General features: G+C 65.3%; 16 protein-coding genes. All 16 read left to right on the top strand.

Translation table 11 applies throughout. The annotated features are described in order from the left end of the window. Nucleotides 1-25 precede the first annotated feature (25 nt). Nucleotides 26-886 carry a 2-hydroxy-6-oxo-6-phenylhexa-2,4-dienoate hydrolase gene (bphD, locus tag KGA65_RS10500; protein WP_043371562.1) on the top strand — a complete coding sequence of 287 codons (861 nt, stop codon included), beginning with the start codon at nt 26-28 and terminating at the stop codon, nt 884-886. Nucleotides 887-1,009: 123 nt separating this feature from the next. After that, nucleotides 1,010-1,666, top strand: coding sequence for an OmpW/AlkL family protein (locus tag KGA65_RS10495; RefSeq protein ID WP_225863084.1), 657 nt, complete (start codon nt 1,010-1,012; stop codon nt 1,664-1,666). Nucleotides 1,667-1,845: 179 nt separating this feature from the next. Continuing rightward, entirely contained in the window at nt 1,846-3,057 is a 1,212-nt protein-coding gene (locus tag KGA65_RS10490; RefSeq protein ID WP_048704391.1) for an NAD(P)/FAD-dependent oxidoreductase, read from the top strand. 258 nt (nt 3,058-3,315) lie between these two features. After that, nucleotides 3,316-4,260 carry a LysR family transcriptional regulator gene (locus KGA65_RS10485; protein ID WP_046196307.1) on the top strand — a complete coding sequence of 315 codons (945 nt, stop codon included), beginning with the start codon at nt 3,316-3,318 and terminating at the stop codon, nt 4,258-4,260. 6 nt (nt 4,261-4,266) lie between these two features. Next, on the top strand, nt 4,267-4,536 hold the full coding sequence (locus KGA65_RS10480; protein ID WP_080731479.1) for an entry exclusion lipoprotein TrbK: 270 nt from the start codon (nt 4,267-4,269) through the stop codon (nt 4,534-4,536). Between the two features lie 237 nt (nt 4,537-4,773). Next, on the top strand, nt 4,774-6,792 hold the full coding sequence (locus KGA65_RS10475; protein ID WP_225863083.1) for a conjugal transfer protein TraG: 2,019 nt from the start codon (nt 4,774-4,776) through the stop codon (nt 6,790-6,792). Next, nucleotides 6,789-7,253 carry a CopG family transcriptional regulator gene (locus KGA65_RS10470; RefSeq protein WP_046196305.1) on the top strand — a complete coding sequence of 155 codons (465 nt, stop codon included), beginning with the start codon at nt 6,789-6,791 and terminating at the stop codon, nt 7,251-7,253. Before KGA65_RS10475 ends, KGA65_RS10470 begins: the two co-directional genes overlap by 4 nt. Next, nucleotides 7,250-8,287, top strand: a complete 1,038-nt coding sequence (trbB, locus tag KGA65_RS10465) for a P-type conjugative transfer ATPase TrbB (RefSeq protein WP_225863082.1) — start codon at nt 7,250-7,252, stop codon at nt 8,285-8,287. Before KGA65_RS10470 ends, trbB begins: the two co-directional genes overlap by 4 nt. After that, a complete protein-coding gene (locus KGA65_RS10460) occupies nt 8,284-8,676 on the top strand; it encodes a TrbC/VirB2 family type IV secretion system protein (protein ID WP_046196303.1) in 393 nt (130 codons plus the stop codon). The genes trbB and KGA65_RS10460 overlap by 4 nt, the downstream gene beginning before the upstream one ends. Then, nucleotides 8,673-8,945: a VirB3 family type IV secretion system protein gene (locus KGA65_RS10455; RefSeq protein ID WP_008786754.1), complete on the top strand. Its 273-nt coding sequence runs from the start codon at nt 8,673-8,675 to the stop codon at nt 8,943-8,945. The genes KGA65_RS10460 and KGA65_RS10455 overlap by 4 nt, the downstream gene beginning before the upstream one ends. A gap of 12 nt (nt 8,946-8,957) precedes the next feature. After that, nucleotides 8,958-11,411 (top strand): conjugal transfer protein TrbE, encoded by a 2,454-nt coding sequence (trbE, locus tag KGA65_RS10450; protein WP_225863081.1) that lies wholly within the window; start codon nt 8,958-8,960, stop codon nt 11,409-11,411. Beyond that, nucleotides 11,408-12,163 carry a P-type conjugative transfer protein TrbJ gene (trbJ, locus tag KGA65_RS10445; RefSeq protein WP_225863080.1) on the top strand — a complete coding sequence of 252 codons (756 nt, stop codon included), beginning with the start codon at nt 11,408-11,410 and terminating at the stop codon, nt 12,161-12,163. Before trbE ends, trbJ begins: the two co-directional genes overlap by 4 nt. Before the next feature lie 11 nt (nt 12,164-12,174). Then, a complete protein-coding gene (locus KGA65_RS10440) occupies nt 12,175-12,474 on the top strand; it encodes an EexN family lipoprotein (protein ID WP_046196300.1) in 300 nt (99 codons plus the stop codon). Beyond that, the gene (gene trbL, locus KGA65_RS10435; RefSeq protein ID WP_225863079.1) at nt 12,471-13,814 is read left to right on the top strand and encodes a P-type conjugative transfer protein TrbL; all 1,344 of its coding nucleotides are present in this window, start codon (nt 12,471-12,473) and stop codon (nt 13,812-13,814) included. The genes KGA65_RS10440 and trbL overlap by 4 nt, the downstream gene beginning before the upstream one ends. Nucleotides 13,815-13,832: 18 nt before the next feature. Beyond that, nucleotides 13,833-14,537 carry a conjugal transfer protein TrbF gene (gene trbF, locus KGA65_RS10430; protein WP_225863078.1) on the top strand — a complete coding sequence of 235 codons (705 nt, stop codon included), beginning with the start codon at nt 13,833-13,835 and terminating at the stop codon, nt 14,535-14,537. Further along, the gene (gene trbG, locus KGA65_RS10425; protein ID WP_225863077.1) at nt 14,534-15,526 is read left to right on the top strand and encodes a P-type conjugative transfer protein TrbG; all 993 of its coding nucleotides are present in this window, start codon (nt 14,534-14,536) and stop codon (nt 15,524-15,526) included. The genes trbF and trbG overlap by 4 nt, the downstream gene beginning before the upstream one ends. Nucleotide 15,527 lies beyond the last annotated feature (1 nt).

The following is a 15,527-nucleotide window of genomic DNA, read 5'->3' as shown; positions in this document are numbered from 1 at the left end:
CATCTAGTTTTTTCAGGAAATTCCCATGTCAGAACTCAACGAAAGCACGACGAGCAAATTCGTCACCATCAACGAAAAAGGCCTCTCCAACTTCCGCATTCACCTCAACGATGCAGGCGAGGGCGAAGCGGTAATCATGCTGCACGGAGGCGGACCGGGAGCGGGGGGGTGGAGCAACTACTACCGCAACATCGGCCCCTTCGTCAAGGCCGGTTACCGCGTGATCCTTCAGGACGCGCCGGGCTTCAACAAGTCCGACACCGTCGTGATGGACGAGCAGCGCGGCTTAGTCAACGCGCGCTCGGTCAAAGGGATGATGGATGTACTGGGCATCGAAAAAGCGCACCTCGTGGGAAATTCCATGGGTGGCGCAGGCGCGCTGAACTTTGCTCTTGAATACCCGGAGCGCACCGGCAAGCTCATCCTCATGGGGCCGGGCGGATTGGGCAACAGCCTGTTCACTGCGATGCCCATGGAAGGAATCAAGCTGCTGTTTAAGCTCTACGCCGAGCCTTCGCTCGACACGCTCAAGCAGATGCTCAACGTCTTCCTGTTCGACCAGAGCCTGATCACCGACGAACTGGTGCAAGGACGCTGGGCCAACATCCAGCGCAACCCCGAGCACCTGAAGAACTTCCTCTTGAGCTCGCAAAAGTTGCCACTTTCGTCCTGGGACGTGTCGCCGCGCATGGGCGAGATTAAGGCCAAGACGCTCGTCACCTGGGGGCGTGACGACCGCTTCGTGCCGCTGGACCACGGCCTCAAGCTGGTCGCGAACATGCCGGATGCGCAGTTGCACGTCTTCCCGCGCTGTGGTCACTGGGCGCAATGGGAGCATGCGGACGCCTTCAATCGGCTGACGCTGGACTTCCTAGCCAACGGCTGAGCCCCCATTTCTATTTTCCGCACGGAGCAAATCTGTTGGCCGCTTTCCCGCAAGGGAAATGGGCCGCTGCTTTGCTCTAGAAAAGTCAGATAGTCCATTTGACAGAACATAAGGAGACAACCCGTGAAACGCTTTTTCCGCACCCTGCTTCCGTTGGTCTGCGCCGCAGTGGTCAGCAACGCCCACGCACAAACAGCACCGAGCGCACCAACTTCGCCCTGGTCACTGGCGCTGGGCGCTGTGAACTTTAACTTCAACACCAAGGCCGACCTGTATGCCGGCGGGCCCGTCCCGGGGGCTGGCGTAAACGCCAGCGACGACACCGTACTAGGCCTGGAAATCGCTTATTCCCTTAACCCCAACTGGACGGCCAGGCTGGACATCGGCACGCCCGTCAAGACAGACCTGTCCGGCACTGGCAACCTCGGGACTTTGGGGCGTCTCGGTGGCGTAAAAGGTGGGCCGGCAATTCTGACACTCAGCTACTCGCCGGGCATGTGGGGCCCTATCCGCCCATTCTTCGGCGGCGGCATGAGCTACCTCAAGGTATTCAGCACCAGCGAGGGCGCACTGCAAAACCTCAAGGTGGACAACAACTTTGGCGGCGCCTTCATCGTCGGTGCCGACTGGCCTTTGGCTGACGGCTACAGCCTCTCCTTCACGCTGCAGAAGGTCTACCTCAAGACCACGGCCAGTGGCACCATGGGCGGCGTACCGGTCACGGCCAATGTGCGTCTGGACCCGCTGGTGAGCTTCCTGGCTGTGCGCAAGCAATTCTGATTCTGGCCCGGACAGCGATTTTTGCTGAACTGCAATGCAAGCGGCTCGATAATGTACGGTAATCGTTCGGCGTACAGTGACACGCATGCAAAGTGATGCGGCCGGGCAATTTGCTGCTGAATTGGGCCGCCCCTTTTTCCTATGATTAGTCGAGCCACTGCACGATGCCCCAAGAAGCAATGAAAGCCCCTGTCGTCGTCCTCGGTGCCGGTTTGGCAGCCGTCTCTTTTGCTAGTGAACTGCGCCAGGCCGGCTACCAGGGGCCGCTCACCGTGGTCGGCGACGAGGCCGAGCCGCCCTACGATCGTCCGCCCTTGTCCAAAGACTTCATGGGCCATGGCGACGCCGAGAAAATCCGCCTCGACTGCATGCGCGCGCCCGAGGTCGAATGGCTGTTGGGCGTGGCGGCGCAGTCGTTCGACCCGCAGGCACACACGGTGACGCTGTCGGACGGGCGCACGCTGCCCTACGGCACGCTGGTGCTCGCCACGGGCGCAACCCCGCGCACGCTGCCGGCCTTGCAGAGCGCGCCCATGCCCGTGCACACGCTGCGCACACTCGAAGACGCGCGGCGCATCCAGGCCGGTTTGCGCCCGCAGGCGCGGCTTTTGATCGTGGGCGGCGGCGTGATCGGGCTCGAACTTGCGGCCACGGCGCGCGCAGCGGGTGTCAACGTGACTCTGGTCGAAACCCAGCCGCGCCTCATGGGCCGCGCTGCCTCCCCCACGCTCTCGGACTTCGTGGCGCGCTACCACGCAGCGCAGGGGGTGGACTTGCGCTTCGGCCGCAGCGTCACGGGCTTTGCCGAGGGCGCCGTGCTGCTCGACGACGGCACGCGCATCGCAGCCGACATGGTGGTCGTGGGCATAGGCGTGGTGACCAACGATGCGCTCGCGCGCGCGGCCGGGCTGGCCTGTGACGACGGCATCTTCGTCGATGCCTATGGGCGCACCACCTGCCCCGATGTCTATGCCATAGGCGACGTGACGCGCCAGCGCAACCCTTTGAGCGGGCGCTTCGAGCGCATCGAAACCTGGTCGAACGCGCAAAACCAGGCCATCGCGGTGGCGCGCCACCTGGCCGATCCGGCCGCGCCCGCGTATGCGGAGTTGCCGTGGTACTGGTCCGACCAGGGCGCGCTGCGCATCCAGGTGGCGGGGCTGGCAAGCGGCGGCGAGGAAATCGTGCGCGGCGAGCTTTCCACTGAATCGCCCAAGTTCACGCTGATCGAGCTGCAAAAGGGCCGCATCGTGGGCGCCACCTGCGTGAACAACGCGCGCGACTTCGCGCCGTTGCGCCGGCTGCTTGCGGCCGGCGCGCAGCCCGACCGCGCCGCGCTCGCCGACCCGGCCACCGATTTGCGCAAGCTCGCTGCCGCCGTCGGCACGTGAATGCCTGCGTATGACGTGCTCATAGCTCGGCGTATCAAGAGTGCACATGCCCCGCAGTCGCAATCTCGTGTGTCCATGCGCGCTTCGATCGTTGGCAATTTGAGTGCAAAGCAGAAGAAATCGAAAGCTGGGGCCAGATGGAGGACGGACGGAGTGGCTGGTGGCAGTGCTCCGATAAGAGTTCGTGACAGGGTGCATGAACAGGTGGTGTACCTCTGCTGCCGCATTCCTTGTACCCTCCAAATGGGAGCTTTATGCATGGAACTGCGACACCTGCGATACTTTTTGGCTGTTGCTGAAGAACTTCATTTTGCACGCGCGGCCGAGCGGCTTCATATGGAGCAGTCGCCGTTGTCGCGAGCCATCAAAGAGCTTGAAGAAGAACTGGGCGTGGTGCTATTTGCGCGTACCACGCGTAGCACACAACTGACCCGTGCCGGCAAGCTGTTTTTGGAGCACGTGCGCCGAGTTTTTGCGGCCCTAGAACAAGCGCGTGAGAGCGTGAACGCTGCGGCCAATGGATTTCATGGTCAACTGCGCGTGGCTTTATCCGACGGCATTACGCCGTCGCGCCTTCCCGCTTTACTAGCCCTCTGCCGACAGGAAGAACCCGAGGTCCAGATCCGCTTCTTCGAGGTGCCGCTGTCGCAGCAGATTAAAGGTTTGCATGACGATCTGTACGACGTGGGATTTGCGCAGTTCGAAGACGTAGGTGATGGCATCGTCACCATACCCGCCTGGAGCGATGCGCTCATGGTTGCGGTTCCAGCACGGCATCCGCTGCTGGCTCACAAGCGCATTCCTCTGGACGAGCTACTGCGCTACCCGCTGGTCTTGTGCGATCCGCAAGTTTGCGAAGGTCATGCCAGGCATGTCGAGCGAGTGTTGCGTCGTTCCGACGTGGAGCCGTTGGTCGCGGAGCGGGTTGCGTCCTGTGACCTGATGATGGCGCTGGTGTCGGCGGGTTTCGCGCTCGGACTCACTGGTGCAGCACACATTGCAGCCAGCAACGAAGCCGGCGTTGTGTCCCGGCCGCTGGCATCACGTGTACCGCCGCTGACGACCTACCTGCTGCACCTTGGGGGCGATCTATCTGATGTGATGATGCGCTTTATTGAACGTGTTCAGGCCATTGAATCGCCCGATTCACCCAGGCCCATGCGGGGCCACAACCCAGGCCCCCCGGAGGAACTGATGCCATGAAAACTCATCCTGCCCGTGCTGGTGGCCGCATTGACCGCATGTGACCAATCTGAGGCAGCTCAGAAAAAAGTCGCTGACCCGGAGGCAAAAATTCCGATGGTGGTAGAGCTGGCAGCCAACCCGGAACGACTCAATAAGCTGCGACATCAATGCAAGACTGAACGCTCCAAGCTGGGTGAGGTGTTATGCAACCGGGCCGCCGAAGCCACACGCAAGCGGTTCTATGGCGATGTACAAACGCAATACACCATACCGAAAGAGTCACCCAACCTCTGATTATTTGCGAATCGCCTCACCGCTTTAATTCCTCTGCCCAACACGCCGCAACGCACCCGCGCTTGCGGCGTTCTTCTTTGTCTCGCCACCGCGCTCATTCATTCTTTTTTGCTCGACCTTTAAGCCCTAAACGGTCTTTGACCGGCACTGACGCAGCGCCGATCCTGATGCCTGCGGCACGTCCTTGTGCCGCTTTTTCCATGAGGAATGAGCGCAGGAGAAATCGGAGGCTAGGTCATGCGAGGGACGAACGTGTTGTTCGGTCAGATCGCCGTCGTATTCGGCATCGTGATCGCCGGCGTGTGGGCAGCCACACAATGGACGGCAGCGGCCCTTTGTTATCAAGTACGCCTTGGCTCGCCGTGGTTTGATTTCCTGGGTACGCCGGTCTACCACCCGTGGCGGTTGTTCGAGTGGTGGTTCTTCTTTGACGCCTACGCGCCCCGTGTTTTCGACATCGGCGGTGCGATTGCTGGCGGCAGCGGCCTTGTCGCCGTGCTGGTCGCCATCGGCATGTCGATCTGGCGTTCGCGCCAATCACGCCTCGTCACCACCTACGGCTCGGCACGCTGGGCCAACGCGGAGGACATTCGCAAAGCGGGCCTCACGCAGCCGGCCGGCGTGTTCCTCGGCCAGCACGACCGCCAGTACCTGCGCCACGAAGGCCCGGAACACGTTTTGACCTTCGCGCCCACGCGCTCGGGCAAGGGCGTTGGCCTCGTAGTACCGACGCTTCTTTCATGGCCTGCGTCAGCGGTCATCCATGACATCAAGGGCGAGAACTGGCAAATCACCGCAGGCTGGCGCTCGCGCTTCTCGCATTGCCTGCTGTTCAACCCGACGGATGCGAAGTCGGCGGCCTACAACCCGCTGCTGGAGGTGCGGCGCGGAGCGCATGAAGTGCGCGACGTACAGAACATCGCGGACATCCTGGTCGATCCCGAAGGCGCGCTGGAGCGACGCAACCACTGGGAGAAGACTTCGCACGCGCTGCTGGTCGGCGCCATCCTGCATGTGCTCTATGCGGGCGAGGACAAGACGCTGCGCGGCGTCGCCAACTTCCTCTCCGACCCTGCCTGCCCGTTCGAGCTGACCCTGCACCGGATGATGACCACGCCGCACCTCGTGAACGTGGAAGGTAGTGGCCCGCATCCGGTAGTCGCCTCGGCGGCGCGCGAAGTGCTCAACAAGTCGGACAACGAGCGTTCCGGCGTGTTGAGCACCGCCATGAGCTTCCTCGGCCTGTACCGCGATCCCACGGTGGCCGAAGTCACCTCGCGCTGCGACTGGCGCATAGCAGACCTCATTTCCGCCGAGCACCCCGTATCGCTGTACCTGGTGGTGCCGCCTTCGGACATTTCGCGCACCAAACCGCTCATCCGCCTGATCCTGAACCAGATCGGACGGCGGCTCACCGAATCGCTGGATGGAAGCGATGGCATCGAACGCCGCCACAAGCTGCTGCTGATGCTCGACGAGTTCCCGGCCCTAGGCCGGCTCGACTTCTTCGAGACGGCGCTGGCCTTCATGGCGGGCTACGGCATCCGCAGCTTCCTCATCGCGCAGTCGCTCAACCAGATCGACAAAGCCTACGGCCAGAACCATTCGATCCTCGACAACTGCCATGTGCGCGTGACGTTCGCCACGAACGACGAGCGCACGGCCAAGCGCATTTCCGAGACGCTGGGCACCGCCACCGAGCTGCGCGCGCAGCGTAACTATGCGGGCCACCGGCTCGCGCCGTGGCTGGGCCACCTCATGGTGTCGCGCCAGGAAACCGCGCGCCCGCTGCTGACGCCGGGCGAAGTCATGCAGCTTCCACCGGACGAGGCCGTGGTGATGGTGTCCAGCGTGGCACCGATCAAGGCCACGAAGCTGCGCTACTACGCCGACGCCAATTTCAAGCGGCGGGTGTTGCCGCCGCCTGTGCTGGCGGACGGCCAGTACGCCGACACACCGCCGCTGCGCCCCGACGATTGGAGCGGGCTGGCGATTCCTTCCGCGCCCGCCGCACCGGCCACGGCATCCACCGATGGCCTGGAACACCTGGGCACAACCGACGACGGCGGCCCACGCCGTCAGCCCGAACTCTCCGAAACCGTCGCCTACGACCCCGAACTGGCCGCGAGCACGGCCGACCTCGGCCTGCTCGATGACGACGACCTGCCGCTTCCCCTTCCTCGCCAGCTTGATCCGGCCATGCAGCGCACGGCTCGACTGGCTTCCCTCGACCCCAACGACGGAATCGAGCTATGAGCCACTACCGCCTGAACCTCTTTATCCAGCCCGAGCACGCCCAGCGGCTTGATGAACTGGCCGCCAAGAAAGGCGTGTCCAAGTCCTCCATCGTCGCGGCGGCGCTCGCATCGTGGCTGTCGCCCGATGCCGCTGACCAACGCGAGGCGGCCATCGCCAAGCGCCTTGATCGCCTGTCGCGCCAGGCCGAACGAATGGAACGCGACCAAAACATCCAGATCGAGACGCTGGCGCTGTTCATTCGCTACTACCTGACCGTCAGCACGCCGATTCCCGAGGCGCACCAAGAGGCGGCGCGCGCCCAGGGCAAGGCACGCTTCGAGCAGTTCACCGAGCAGCTTGGCCGCCACCTGCTGCGCGGGCGCAGCCTCGTGCGCGACGTGGTGGAGGAACTGCATCCCGACCCGATGCGGATGGAGGAAGCGGCGGCGGCAGCCCAGGCGCGGGAGCGTGCGTCATGAGCGCCATTCCCCAATCCATGAGCGCCACGTCGCTCGACCGGCGCATCCAGATGCTGCGCACGGCAATGGGGCCGCTGATCGCCACCGCGCTCGAAGACCCCGACGTGGTGGAAATCATGCTCAACCCGGATCGCACCCTTTGGGTGGATAGGTTGTCATCGGGCCGCGCGCCGATGGGCGTAGAGATGCCCGAAGCGGATGGCGAGCGAATCATCCGCTTGGTCGCGGCCCACGTTGGCGCGGAGGTGCATCGCGGCCAGCCGATGCTATCGGCCGAGCTGCCCGAAACCGGCGAACGCTTCGAGGGCATCTTGCCGCCCGCCGCGCCGGGGCCGGCCTTCGCGCTGCGCAAGCGCGCCATCGGCGTGATCCCGCTGGAGCGGTATGTCGTGGACGGAATGATGACCGCCGCCCAGGCGGGCTTTCTGGTGCGCGCTGTACGTGAGCGCCAGAACGTCCTGATCGCCGGGGCCACCAGCAGCGGCAAGACCACGCTCGCCAATGCCTTGCTCGCCGAAATCGCCGCCACCGGCGACCGCGTGCTGGTGCTCGAAGACACGGTGGAGCTGCAATGCGCGGCCCGCGACCACGTACCGCTGCGCACGCGCTCCGGCGTGGTGTCCATGACCGAGCTGGTGCGTTCGTCCATGCGCCTGCGGCCGGATCGCGTCGTCGTCGGCGAGGTGCGCGGGGCCGAGGCGCTGGATCTCATCAAGGTGTGGGGCACTGGCCACCCCGGCGGCATCGCCACGATCCACGCGGGTTCCGCGCTGGGCGCGCTGCTGCGCATGGAGCAACTGATTCTCGAAGTGGCGGTGAACCCGCCGCGTGCGCTGATCGCCGAGGCGGTCAACGTGGTGATCCACATCGCCGGACGCGGGCGCAAGCGCCGCATCGAGAGCATCGCCCGCGTCGTCGGCTTCGACGGCGTGGGCTACCGATTGGCGGATGCACTGGACGCGCCGTTTCCCGAGCTGCCATCGCAGTCCGCCCTTTCTTCCCCGTCCCTCAACCACCCTGGAGAACTGCCATGACGCAGATGATCGTTCCTGCTTTCCGTTTTTCTGCAAATCCGGCTTTGCGCCTTCCTGCGCGGTCACGGCTGCACAGCCTGGCCCGTCCTGCGGGGCAAGGACTGATGCTGGCCGCGCTGCTGCTGTTCCTGGCCGGAACCGCGCAGGCCGCCGGTTCCTCGATGCCCTGGGAAGGCCCCTTGCAGTCGATCTTGGAGTCGATCCAAGGGCCGGTGGCGCGCATCGTGGCCGTCATCATCATCATCGCCACGGGCCTCGCGCTGGCCTTCGGCGACACGTCGGGCGGCTTCCGAAAGCTGATTCAGATCGTGTTCGGCCTGTCCATCGCCTTCGCCGCATCCTCGTTCTTCCTGTCGTTCTTCAGCTTCTCCGGCGGGGCTGTCGTATGAGCGGCCCGGATAGCTTCGCGGCCGGGTTCGAGGTGCCTTTGCATCGCTCGCTCACCGAGCCGATCTTGCTGGGCGGCGCACCGCGCACCGTGGCGATTGCCAACGGCACGCTGGCTGCCGCCGTCGGGCTGGGCCTGCAACTGTGGATTCCGGGCGTCGTGCTTTGGATCGTCGGCCATTCGCTGGCGGTCTGGGGTGCGCGCGTCGATCCGCAGTTCATGGCCGTGTTCGCCCGGCACATCAAGCACCGCCCGCTGCTGGACGTGTGAGGGGATGCCGCCATGCTGAACCTCGCCGAATACCGTCAGCGCCCGGCCTTGCTCGCCGACTGGCTGCCCTGGGCCGGGCTGGTCGCGCCGGGTGTCGTCTTGAACAAGGACGGCAGTTTCCAGCGCACGGCCCGGTTTCGCGGGCCTGACCTCGACAGCGCCACGCAAGGCGAGCTGATCGCCACCAGCGCACGGCTGAACAACGCGCTGCGCCGAATGGGCTCGGGCTGGGCGCTGTTTATCGAGGCCGAGCGCCGCGCTGCCGCCGACTATCCGCACTCGGAGTTTCCCGAACCGCTGTCGTGGCTGGTGGACGAGGAACGGCGCGCGGCCTTCGAGGAATCGGGTAACCACTTTGAGAGCGGTTATCACCTGACGCTGGTGTACCTACCTCCCGAGGAATCCCGCGCCCGCGCGGCGGGCATGTTGTACGAGAACCGCCCTACCGAAGGCGTGGACTGGCGCGAGCGCCTGACTGCCTTCATCGCGGAATCGGATCGCGTCTTTGACTTGCTTGATGGCGTGATGCCGGAGATTGCCTGGCTGGACGACAGCCAGACGCTGACCTACCTGCACGCGGCCATCTCGACGCGACGCTATCGCGTGGGCGTGCCCGAGGTGCCATTCCACATCGACGCGCTGCTGACCGACTCCGCGCTGATCGGCGGCCTGGCGCCCATGCTGGGCGACCAGCACCTCCGGGTGGCGACGGTGCGGGGCTTCCCGACCTCGACCTGGCCGGGGATTCTGGACGACCTCAACCGCCTCGGATTTGCGTATCGCTGGAGTACGCGCTTTCTGTGCCTCGACAAATCCGAGGCGGAACGGGAGTTGGGGCGCTTGCGCCGCCAGTGGTTCGCCAAGCGCAAGAACGTCATCGCACTGCTACGCGAAACGATCTTTCAGCAGGAGTCGCCGCTGGTGGACACGGATGCCGCGAACAAGGCCACGGATGCCGATGCCGCCTTGCAGGAGCTGGGCTGCGATCAAGTCGCCTTCGGCTACCTCACCGCCACGGTGACGGTGCTCGATGCCGACCCGGCCGCGGCCGACGAGAAGCTGCGCATGGTGGAGCGCGCCATCCAGAGCCGGGGCTTCGTCACCATTCCCGAAACGCTCAACGCCGTGGATGCGTGGCTGTCCTCGCTCCCCGGCAACGCCTACGCCAATGTGCGCCAGCCCATCGTTTCGACGCTGAACCTGGCGCACCTGATGCCGGTGTCGGCGGTATGGGCCGGGCCAGAGAAGAACGACCACCTGGGCGGCCCGCCGCTGATCGTCACGCGGACGGACGGCGCCACGCCGTTCCGGCTGGTGACGCACATCGGGGACGTGGGCCACACGCTGGTGGCCGGGCCGACAGGCATGGGCAAGTCGGTGTTGCTTGCCGCTTTGGCGATGCAGTTCCGTCGCTATCGCGGCTCGCGCATCTTTGCCTTCGACATGGGCCGTTCGATGCGCGCCACCATCCTCGGGCTGGGCGGCGAGCACTACGACCTGGGCACGGATGGAGAAATCGCCTTCCAGCCCTTGGCCCGCATCGACCACGAAGGCTACCGCACCTGGGCGGCCGAATGGATCGAAGGTCGCTTGCGGCACGAGGGCGTGGCGGTCGGCCCGGACGAGAAGGCCGCCATCTGGTCGGCACTCGGCAGCCTCGCCGGTGTGCCCGTCGAGCAGCGCACGATGACCGGCCTGTCGGTGCTGCTGCAATCGAACGCGCTGCGCCAGGCGCTCGCGCCCTATGTGCTGGGCGGCGCCCACGGCAAGCTGTTGGACGCCGATCACGACCGGCTGGGCATGGCCGACGTGCAGTGCTTCGAGATGGAGGAGCTGATGCACAGCAAGGCCGCCGTCATGGCCGTGCTGCATTACCTCTTTGCGCGTTTCGATGAACGCTTTGACGGTGCGTCCACGCTGCTGATCCTCGATGAAGCGTGGCTGTTCTTGGATGACCCGGTGTTTGCCGCGCGCATACGGCAGTGGCTCAAGACGCTGCGCAAGAAGAACGTCAGCGTCATCTTCGCCACGCAGTCGCTGGCCGACATCAAGGATTCGAGCATCGCGCCGGCCATCATTGAAAGCTGCGCAAGCCGCATCTTCCTGCCGAACCCGCAGGCGACCGAGCCGCAGATTCGCACGATCTACGAAGGCTTCGGCCTGAACTCGCGGCAGATCGAGATCGTTGCCACCGCGCAGCCCAAGCGCGACTACTACTACCAATCCCGTCTCGGCAATCGCCTGTTTGACCTTGACCTGGGGCCGGCGGTGCTCGCCTTCGCGGGCGCTTCCACGCCGCAAGACCAGCGCGACATCGACGCGGTGCTCACCGCGGCTTCCACCGCTTCTTCCCCGTTCGCAGCCGCATGGCTGCGCCACCGCAGCCTCGATTGGGCGGCCGAGCTGCTGCGTGACTTCCCCGGCACGCCGCTCGTCCCCACCCATCCGCAGGAGAACCAACCATGAAACTGCATACCCCCAAGCTCGCCGCGTTAACCGCCACCTTCGTGCTCGCTTTCGGCATCGCGCAGCCCGCGCACGCGCTGTTCGGCGTCGGCGACATCGTGCTCGACCCGACCAATCTGGTGCAGAACACGCTCACCGCCGTTCGCACGCTGGAGCAGATCAACAACCAGATCCGCCAGCTCCAGAACGAAGCGCAGATGCTCATCAACCAGGCCCGCAACCTGGCCAGCCTGCCGTCCAGCGTGGTGGGCCAGTTGCGCGCGAACCTGGCGACCACCCAGCGCCTCATCGCGCAGGCCAAGGGCCTGGCCTACGACGTGACGAACATCGACCGCGAGTTCGCGCGCCTGTACCCCGAGCAGTACGCCGCCACCGTCAGCGGCAATCAGATGTACCGCGACACGCAGGAGCGTTGGAAGAACACGCTCAACGGCTTGCAGACCACCATGCAGATGCAGGCCCAGGCGTCGCAGAACCTGAGCGACGACGAAGGCGTGCTGGCCGACCTCGTGGGCAAGAGCCAGTCGGCAGAAGGCGCGTTGCAGGCGATGCAGGCCATGAACCAGTTGCTGGCCCTGCAGGCCAAGCAGTCGATCCAGACGCAGCGGCTGCAGATCACCCAGGATCGCGCGGCCTCGCTGGAGCTGGCGCGGCAGGCTGCCGCCGTAGAGCGCGGGCGCGAGGTGAACCGGCGGTTCCTGGGCTCGGGCACGCCGTACACGCCGCAGCCCGTTGACTTCTACAACCGCTGACAGGTGATGCCATGAACCGCGCGCCTGTCCTGTTCGCCTGTTTGCTGGTCGGTTGCGGCCAGCAGCAGGCGCCTTCGGTCGATGCACTTTCGGCCAATCCAGTGCGGCTGCACGCGCTGAAAGAGCGGTGCCGCGCGGGCGGGCGCGACGGCGCGTTTTGCGCGCAGGTGGCCCAGGCCGACCTGCGCCGCTTTCTCTCTGGCAAGGCCGGCCCCGGCGAGTACCAGACGTTCGCCGACCTGCCGCCGATTCCGCCCAGCTTCGATGAGCCCGCCGATGACAACGGGCCTGGGCAGGAGAACTCGCCATGAATGACGTAACCATCATCGACCGCTTCCTCGATACGTTCTCGCGCTACATCGACTCGGGCTTTGGCCTGCTGCATGGCGAGGTGGCATTTCTCACGGCCACGCTGATCGTCATCGACATGACGATCGCCGGGCTGTTCTGGGCGATGGGCCATGCCACCGGCCAGGGCGAGGACGTGATCGCCAAGCTGATCCGCAAGGTGCTCTATGTCGGCGCCTTCGCCTACATCATCGGCAACTTCAACTGGCTGGCCGGCATCGTGTTCCGTTCGTTCGCGGGCCTGGGCCTGACGGCAAGCGGCTCGACCTTGAGCATGGAGAACTTCCTGCAACCGGGCAGGCTGGCCAAGGTCGGCATCGACGCCGGGGCGCCGATCCTCAAACAGATCGGCGACATGGCGGGATTCCCCGAGGTGTTCGTGAACATCACGCCCATCGTCGTGATGTTCCTCGCCTGGCTGATCGTCCTGCTGTGCTTCTTCGTGCTGGCGATCCAGCTTTTCATCACGCTGATCGAGTTCAAGCTGACGACGCTTGCAGGCTTCGTGCTGGTGCCGTTCGCGTTGTGGAACAAGACCGCGTTCCTCGCTGAAAAGGTCTTGGGCAACGTGGTGTCGTCGGGCATCAAGGTGCTGGTGCTGGCCGTCATCGTGGGCATTGGCTCGGGCCTGTTCGCCGAGTTCCAGGTGCAGCCGGCCGAACCGTCCATCGACCATTCGGTCGTCGTCATGCTGGCCTCGCTGACCCTGCTGGCGCTGGGCATCTTCGGGCCGGGCATTGCGACCGGGCTGGTGTCTGGCGGCCCGCAACTCGGCGCGGGCGCGATGGCTGGTGCCACGCTGGGCGCGGCCGGCGCTGCGGTTGCTGTGGGCGCAGCAGCCACGGGCGTTGGTGGCGCAGTTGCAGCCGGTGCGCGCATGGCGCCCGGCGCTGCACGTATGGCGGCCAGTGGTGCACGTTCGATGGCATCGACCGCCAGCAGCGCGAAGTCGGCGTTCCAGGCCGGCTCCGCTTCTGCTGGCGGCGGCCTCAAGGGCGCTGCCGCCGGCGTGGGCAATGTCGCCAAGACCGGCGCGCAGGCGGCTGGACAGAAGGTGGCGCAAGGCGCGCGCTCTATCCGCGAACGCGCTGCCGCAGCGTTCAGTGCCGACGCGCCCGCATCTACACCTGCAACCAATGGCGATGCACCGCCGTCCGCACCGCAGGAGCAACCGGCCTGGGCCAAGCGCCTGCATCGCAGGCAGCAAATCACCCATGCCGCGACAACCGCCGCCCACACGCTGCGCGGTGGCGATGGCGGTAGCTCCAGCCAAGGGCCGAGCTTGCGCGATTCCGATTCCTGATCCTCAAGGAGAACACCCATGCGATTCAAACGCCCGCAGGTGCGCTATGCCGACACGCCGCAGCCTGCTACCCCTTACCAATCCGCCGCACAGGTGTGGGACGAGCGCATCGGCTCGTCCCGCGTGCAGGCGAAGAACTGGCGCTGGATGGCCTTCGGCTGCCTCGCGCTCGCGCTGCTGATGGCCGGGGGCCTGGTCTGGCGCTCGGCGCAGTCCATCGTCACGCCCTACGTGGTGGAGGTGGACAACACGGGCCAGGTGCGCGCGGTCGGCGAAGCCGCCACGCCGTACCGGCCCAACGATGCCCAGGTGGCCTACCACCTGGGTCGTTTCATTGGGCTGGTGCGCTCGCTGTCCATCGACCCCATCGTGGTGCGGCAGAACTGGCTCGATGCCTACAACTACACCACCGACAAGGGCGCCGTGGTGCTCAACGACTACGCCCGCGTGAACGATCCGTTCGCGCGCATCGGCAAGGAGTCGGTGACGGTGCAGATCACCAGCGTGACCCGCGCCAGCGACACGTCTTTCAACGTGCGCTGGACGGAGACCCGCTACGTCAACGGTGCACTGGATCGCACCGAACGCTGGAACGCGGTGATTTCCATCGTGCAGCAGACCCCGCGCACCGAGCAGCGCCTGCGCAAGAACCCCTTGGGCATCTACGTCAACGGGCTGTCGTGGAGCCGCGAACTCGATTCATCCGAAGGAGCCAAGCCATGAATCCGTATTTCCGTAAATCCGTCTTGCCACTGATCCTGCTTGGGCTTGCGGGCTGCGCCACGCAGGGCAAGCCGCCGCCGGCCATCTCGCTTGACGAGCCCGTGCAGGCCCAGCCGCTGCCCGAGGCGCCGAAGCCGGTGGAGGTTGTGACCGTGCCCGAGGTGTTGCCGATGCCGGCGCAGATGAAGCCTGTACCAGATGGCAAGCCTCTGGCGGAGCCCGCTGACGAAACCGTGCGCGTGGCCCGCGCCAATGCCGAGGCGCGCATCGCGCCCACGCGCGAGGGCTACGTCAACGCGATCCAGGTCTGGCCTTTCACCGATGGCGCGCTGTACCAGGTTTATGCGGCGGTGGGCCGCGTGACCGTGATCGCGCTCCAACCGGGCGAGGAACTGGTGACGGTCGCCGCCGGCGACACGGTGCGTTGGATCGTGGGCGACACATCGAGCGGCGGCGGCGAGGCGCTGCGCGTCAACGTGATGGTGAAGCCCATCCGCTCAGGCCTGAAGACTAATTTGGTCATCACCACAAGCCGGCGCACGTACCTGCTGGAGCTGACCTCGACTGAGAAGACGTGGATGGCCTCGGTGTCCTGGGAGTACCCCAAGGACAAGATGCTGGCCTTGCAGCGCCAAGCGCAGGCGGCCAGCGCTGCCGCGCCGGTCGATGCGGGCCTGTCGCTGGAGAAGATCCGTTTCCGCTACGCGGTCAGCGGCAGCAATCCGCCGTGGAAGCCGCTGCGCGCCTTCGATGACGGCGAGAAGGTCTACATCCAGTTTCCGCCGGGCATTGCCCAGGGCGAGCTGCCGCCGCTGTTCGTCATCGGCGCGCAGGGTGACGGCCAGCTCGTCAACTACCGATTCCGCTCGCCGTACTACATCGTGGATCGGCTGTTCGGCGCGGCCGAACTGCGCCTCGGTAGTGACAAGGGCGACGTGGTGCGGATCGAGCGCACAGATGGCGTTTCCGGTGGCACGCGGAGGAACTGAC

Source organism: Ideonella benzenivorans (genome assembly GCF_020387415.1).
In the GTDB taxonomy this organism is placed as follows: Bacteria; Pseudomonadota; Gammaproteobacteria; order Burkholderiales; family Burkholderiaceae_C; genus Ideonella; species Ideonella benzenivorans.
Note: the sequence above shows the minus strand (reverse complement) of the source record. Positions and strands in the feature narration are given on the sequence as shown.

Bases quoted from the DNA above. Each gene is read 5' to 3' on its own strand.
- bphD (WP_043371562.1), top strand. From the start codon at position 26: ATGTCAGAACTCAACGAAAGCACGACGAGCAAATTCGTCACCATCAAC.
- KGA65_RS10490 (WP_048704391.1), top strand. From the start codon at position 1,846: ATGAAAGCCCCTGTCGTCGTCCTCGGTGCCGGTTTGGCAGCCGTCTCT.
- KGA65_RS10485 (WP_046196307.1), top strand. From the start codon at position 3,316: ATGGAACTGCGACACCTGCGATACTTTTTGGCTGTTGCTGAAGAACTT.
- KGA65_RS10475 (WP_225863083.1), top strand. From the start codon at position 4,774: ATGCGAGGGACGAACGTGTTGTTCGGTCAGATCGCCGTCGTATTCGGC.
- KGA65_RS10470 (WP_046196305.1), top strand. From the start codon at position 6,789: ATGAGCCACTACCGCCTGAACCTCTTTATCCAGCCCGAGCACGCCCAG.
- trbB (WP_225863082.1), top strand. From the start codon at position 7,250: ATGAGCGCCATTCCCCAATCCATGAGCGCCACGTCGCTCGACCGGCGC.
- KGA65_RS10460 (WP_046196303.1), top strand. From the start codon at position 8,284: ATGACGCAGATGATCGTTCCTGCTTTCCGTTTTTCTGCAAATCCGGCT.
- KGA65_RS10455 (WP_008786754.1), top strand. From the start codon at position 8,673: ATGAGCGGCCCGGATAGCTTCGCGGCCGGGTTCGAGGTGCCTTTGCAT.
- trbE (WP_225863081.1), top strand. From the start codon at position 8,958: ATGCTGAACCTCGCCGAATACCGTCAGCGCCCGGCCTTGCTCGCCGAC.
- trbJ (WP_225863080.1), top strand. From the start codon at position 11,408: ATGAAACTGCATACCCCCAAGCTCGCCGCGTTAACCGCCACCTTCGTG.
- KGA65_RS10440 (WP_046196300.1), top strand. From the start codon at position 12,175: ATGAACCGCGCGCCTGTCCTGTTCGCCTGTTTGCTGGTCGGTTGCGGC.
- trbL (WP_225863079.1), top strand. From the start codon at position 12,471: ATGAATGACGTAACCATCATCGACCGCTTCCTCGATACGTTCTCGCGC.
- trbF (WP_225863078.1), top strand. From the start codon at position 13,833: ATGCGATTCAAACGCCCGCAGGTGCGCTATGCCGACACGCCGCAGCCT.
- trbG (WP_225863077.1), top strand. From the start codon at position 14,534: ATGAATCCGTATTTCCGTAAATCCGTCTTGCCACTGATCCTGCTTGGG.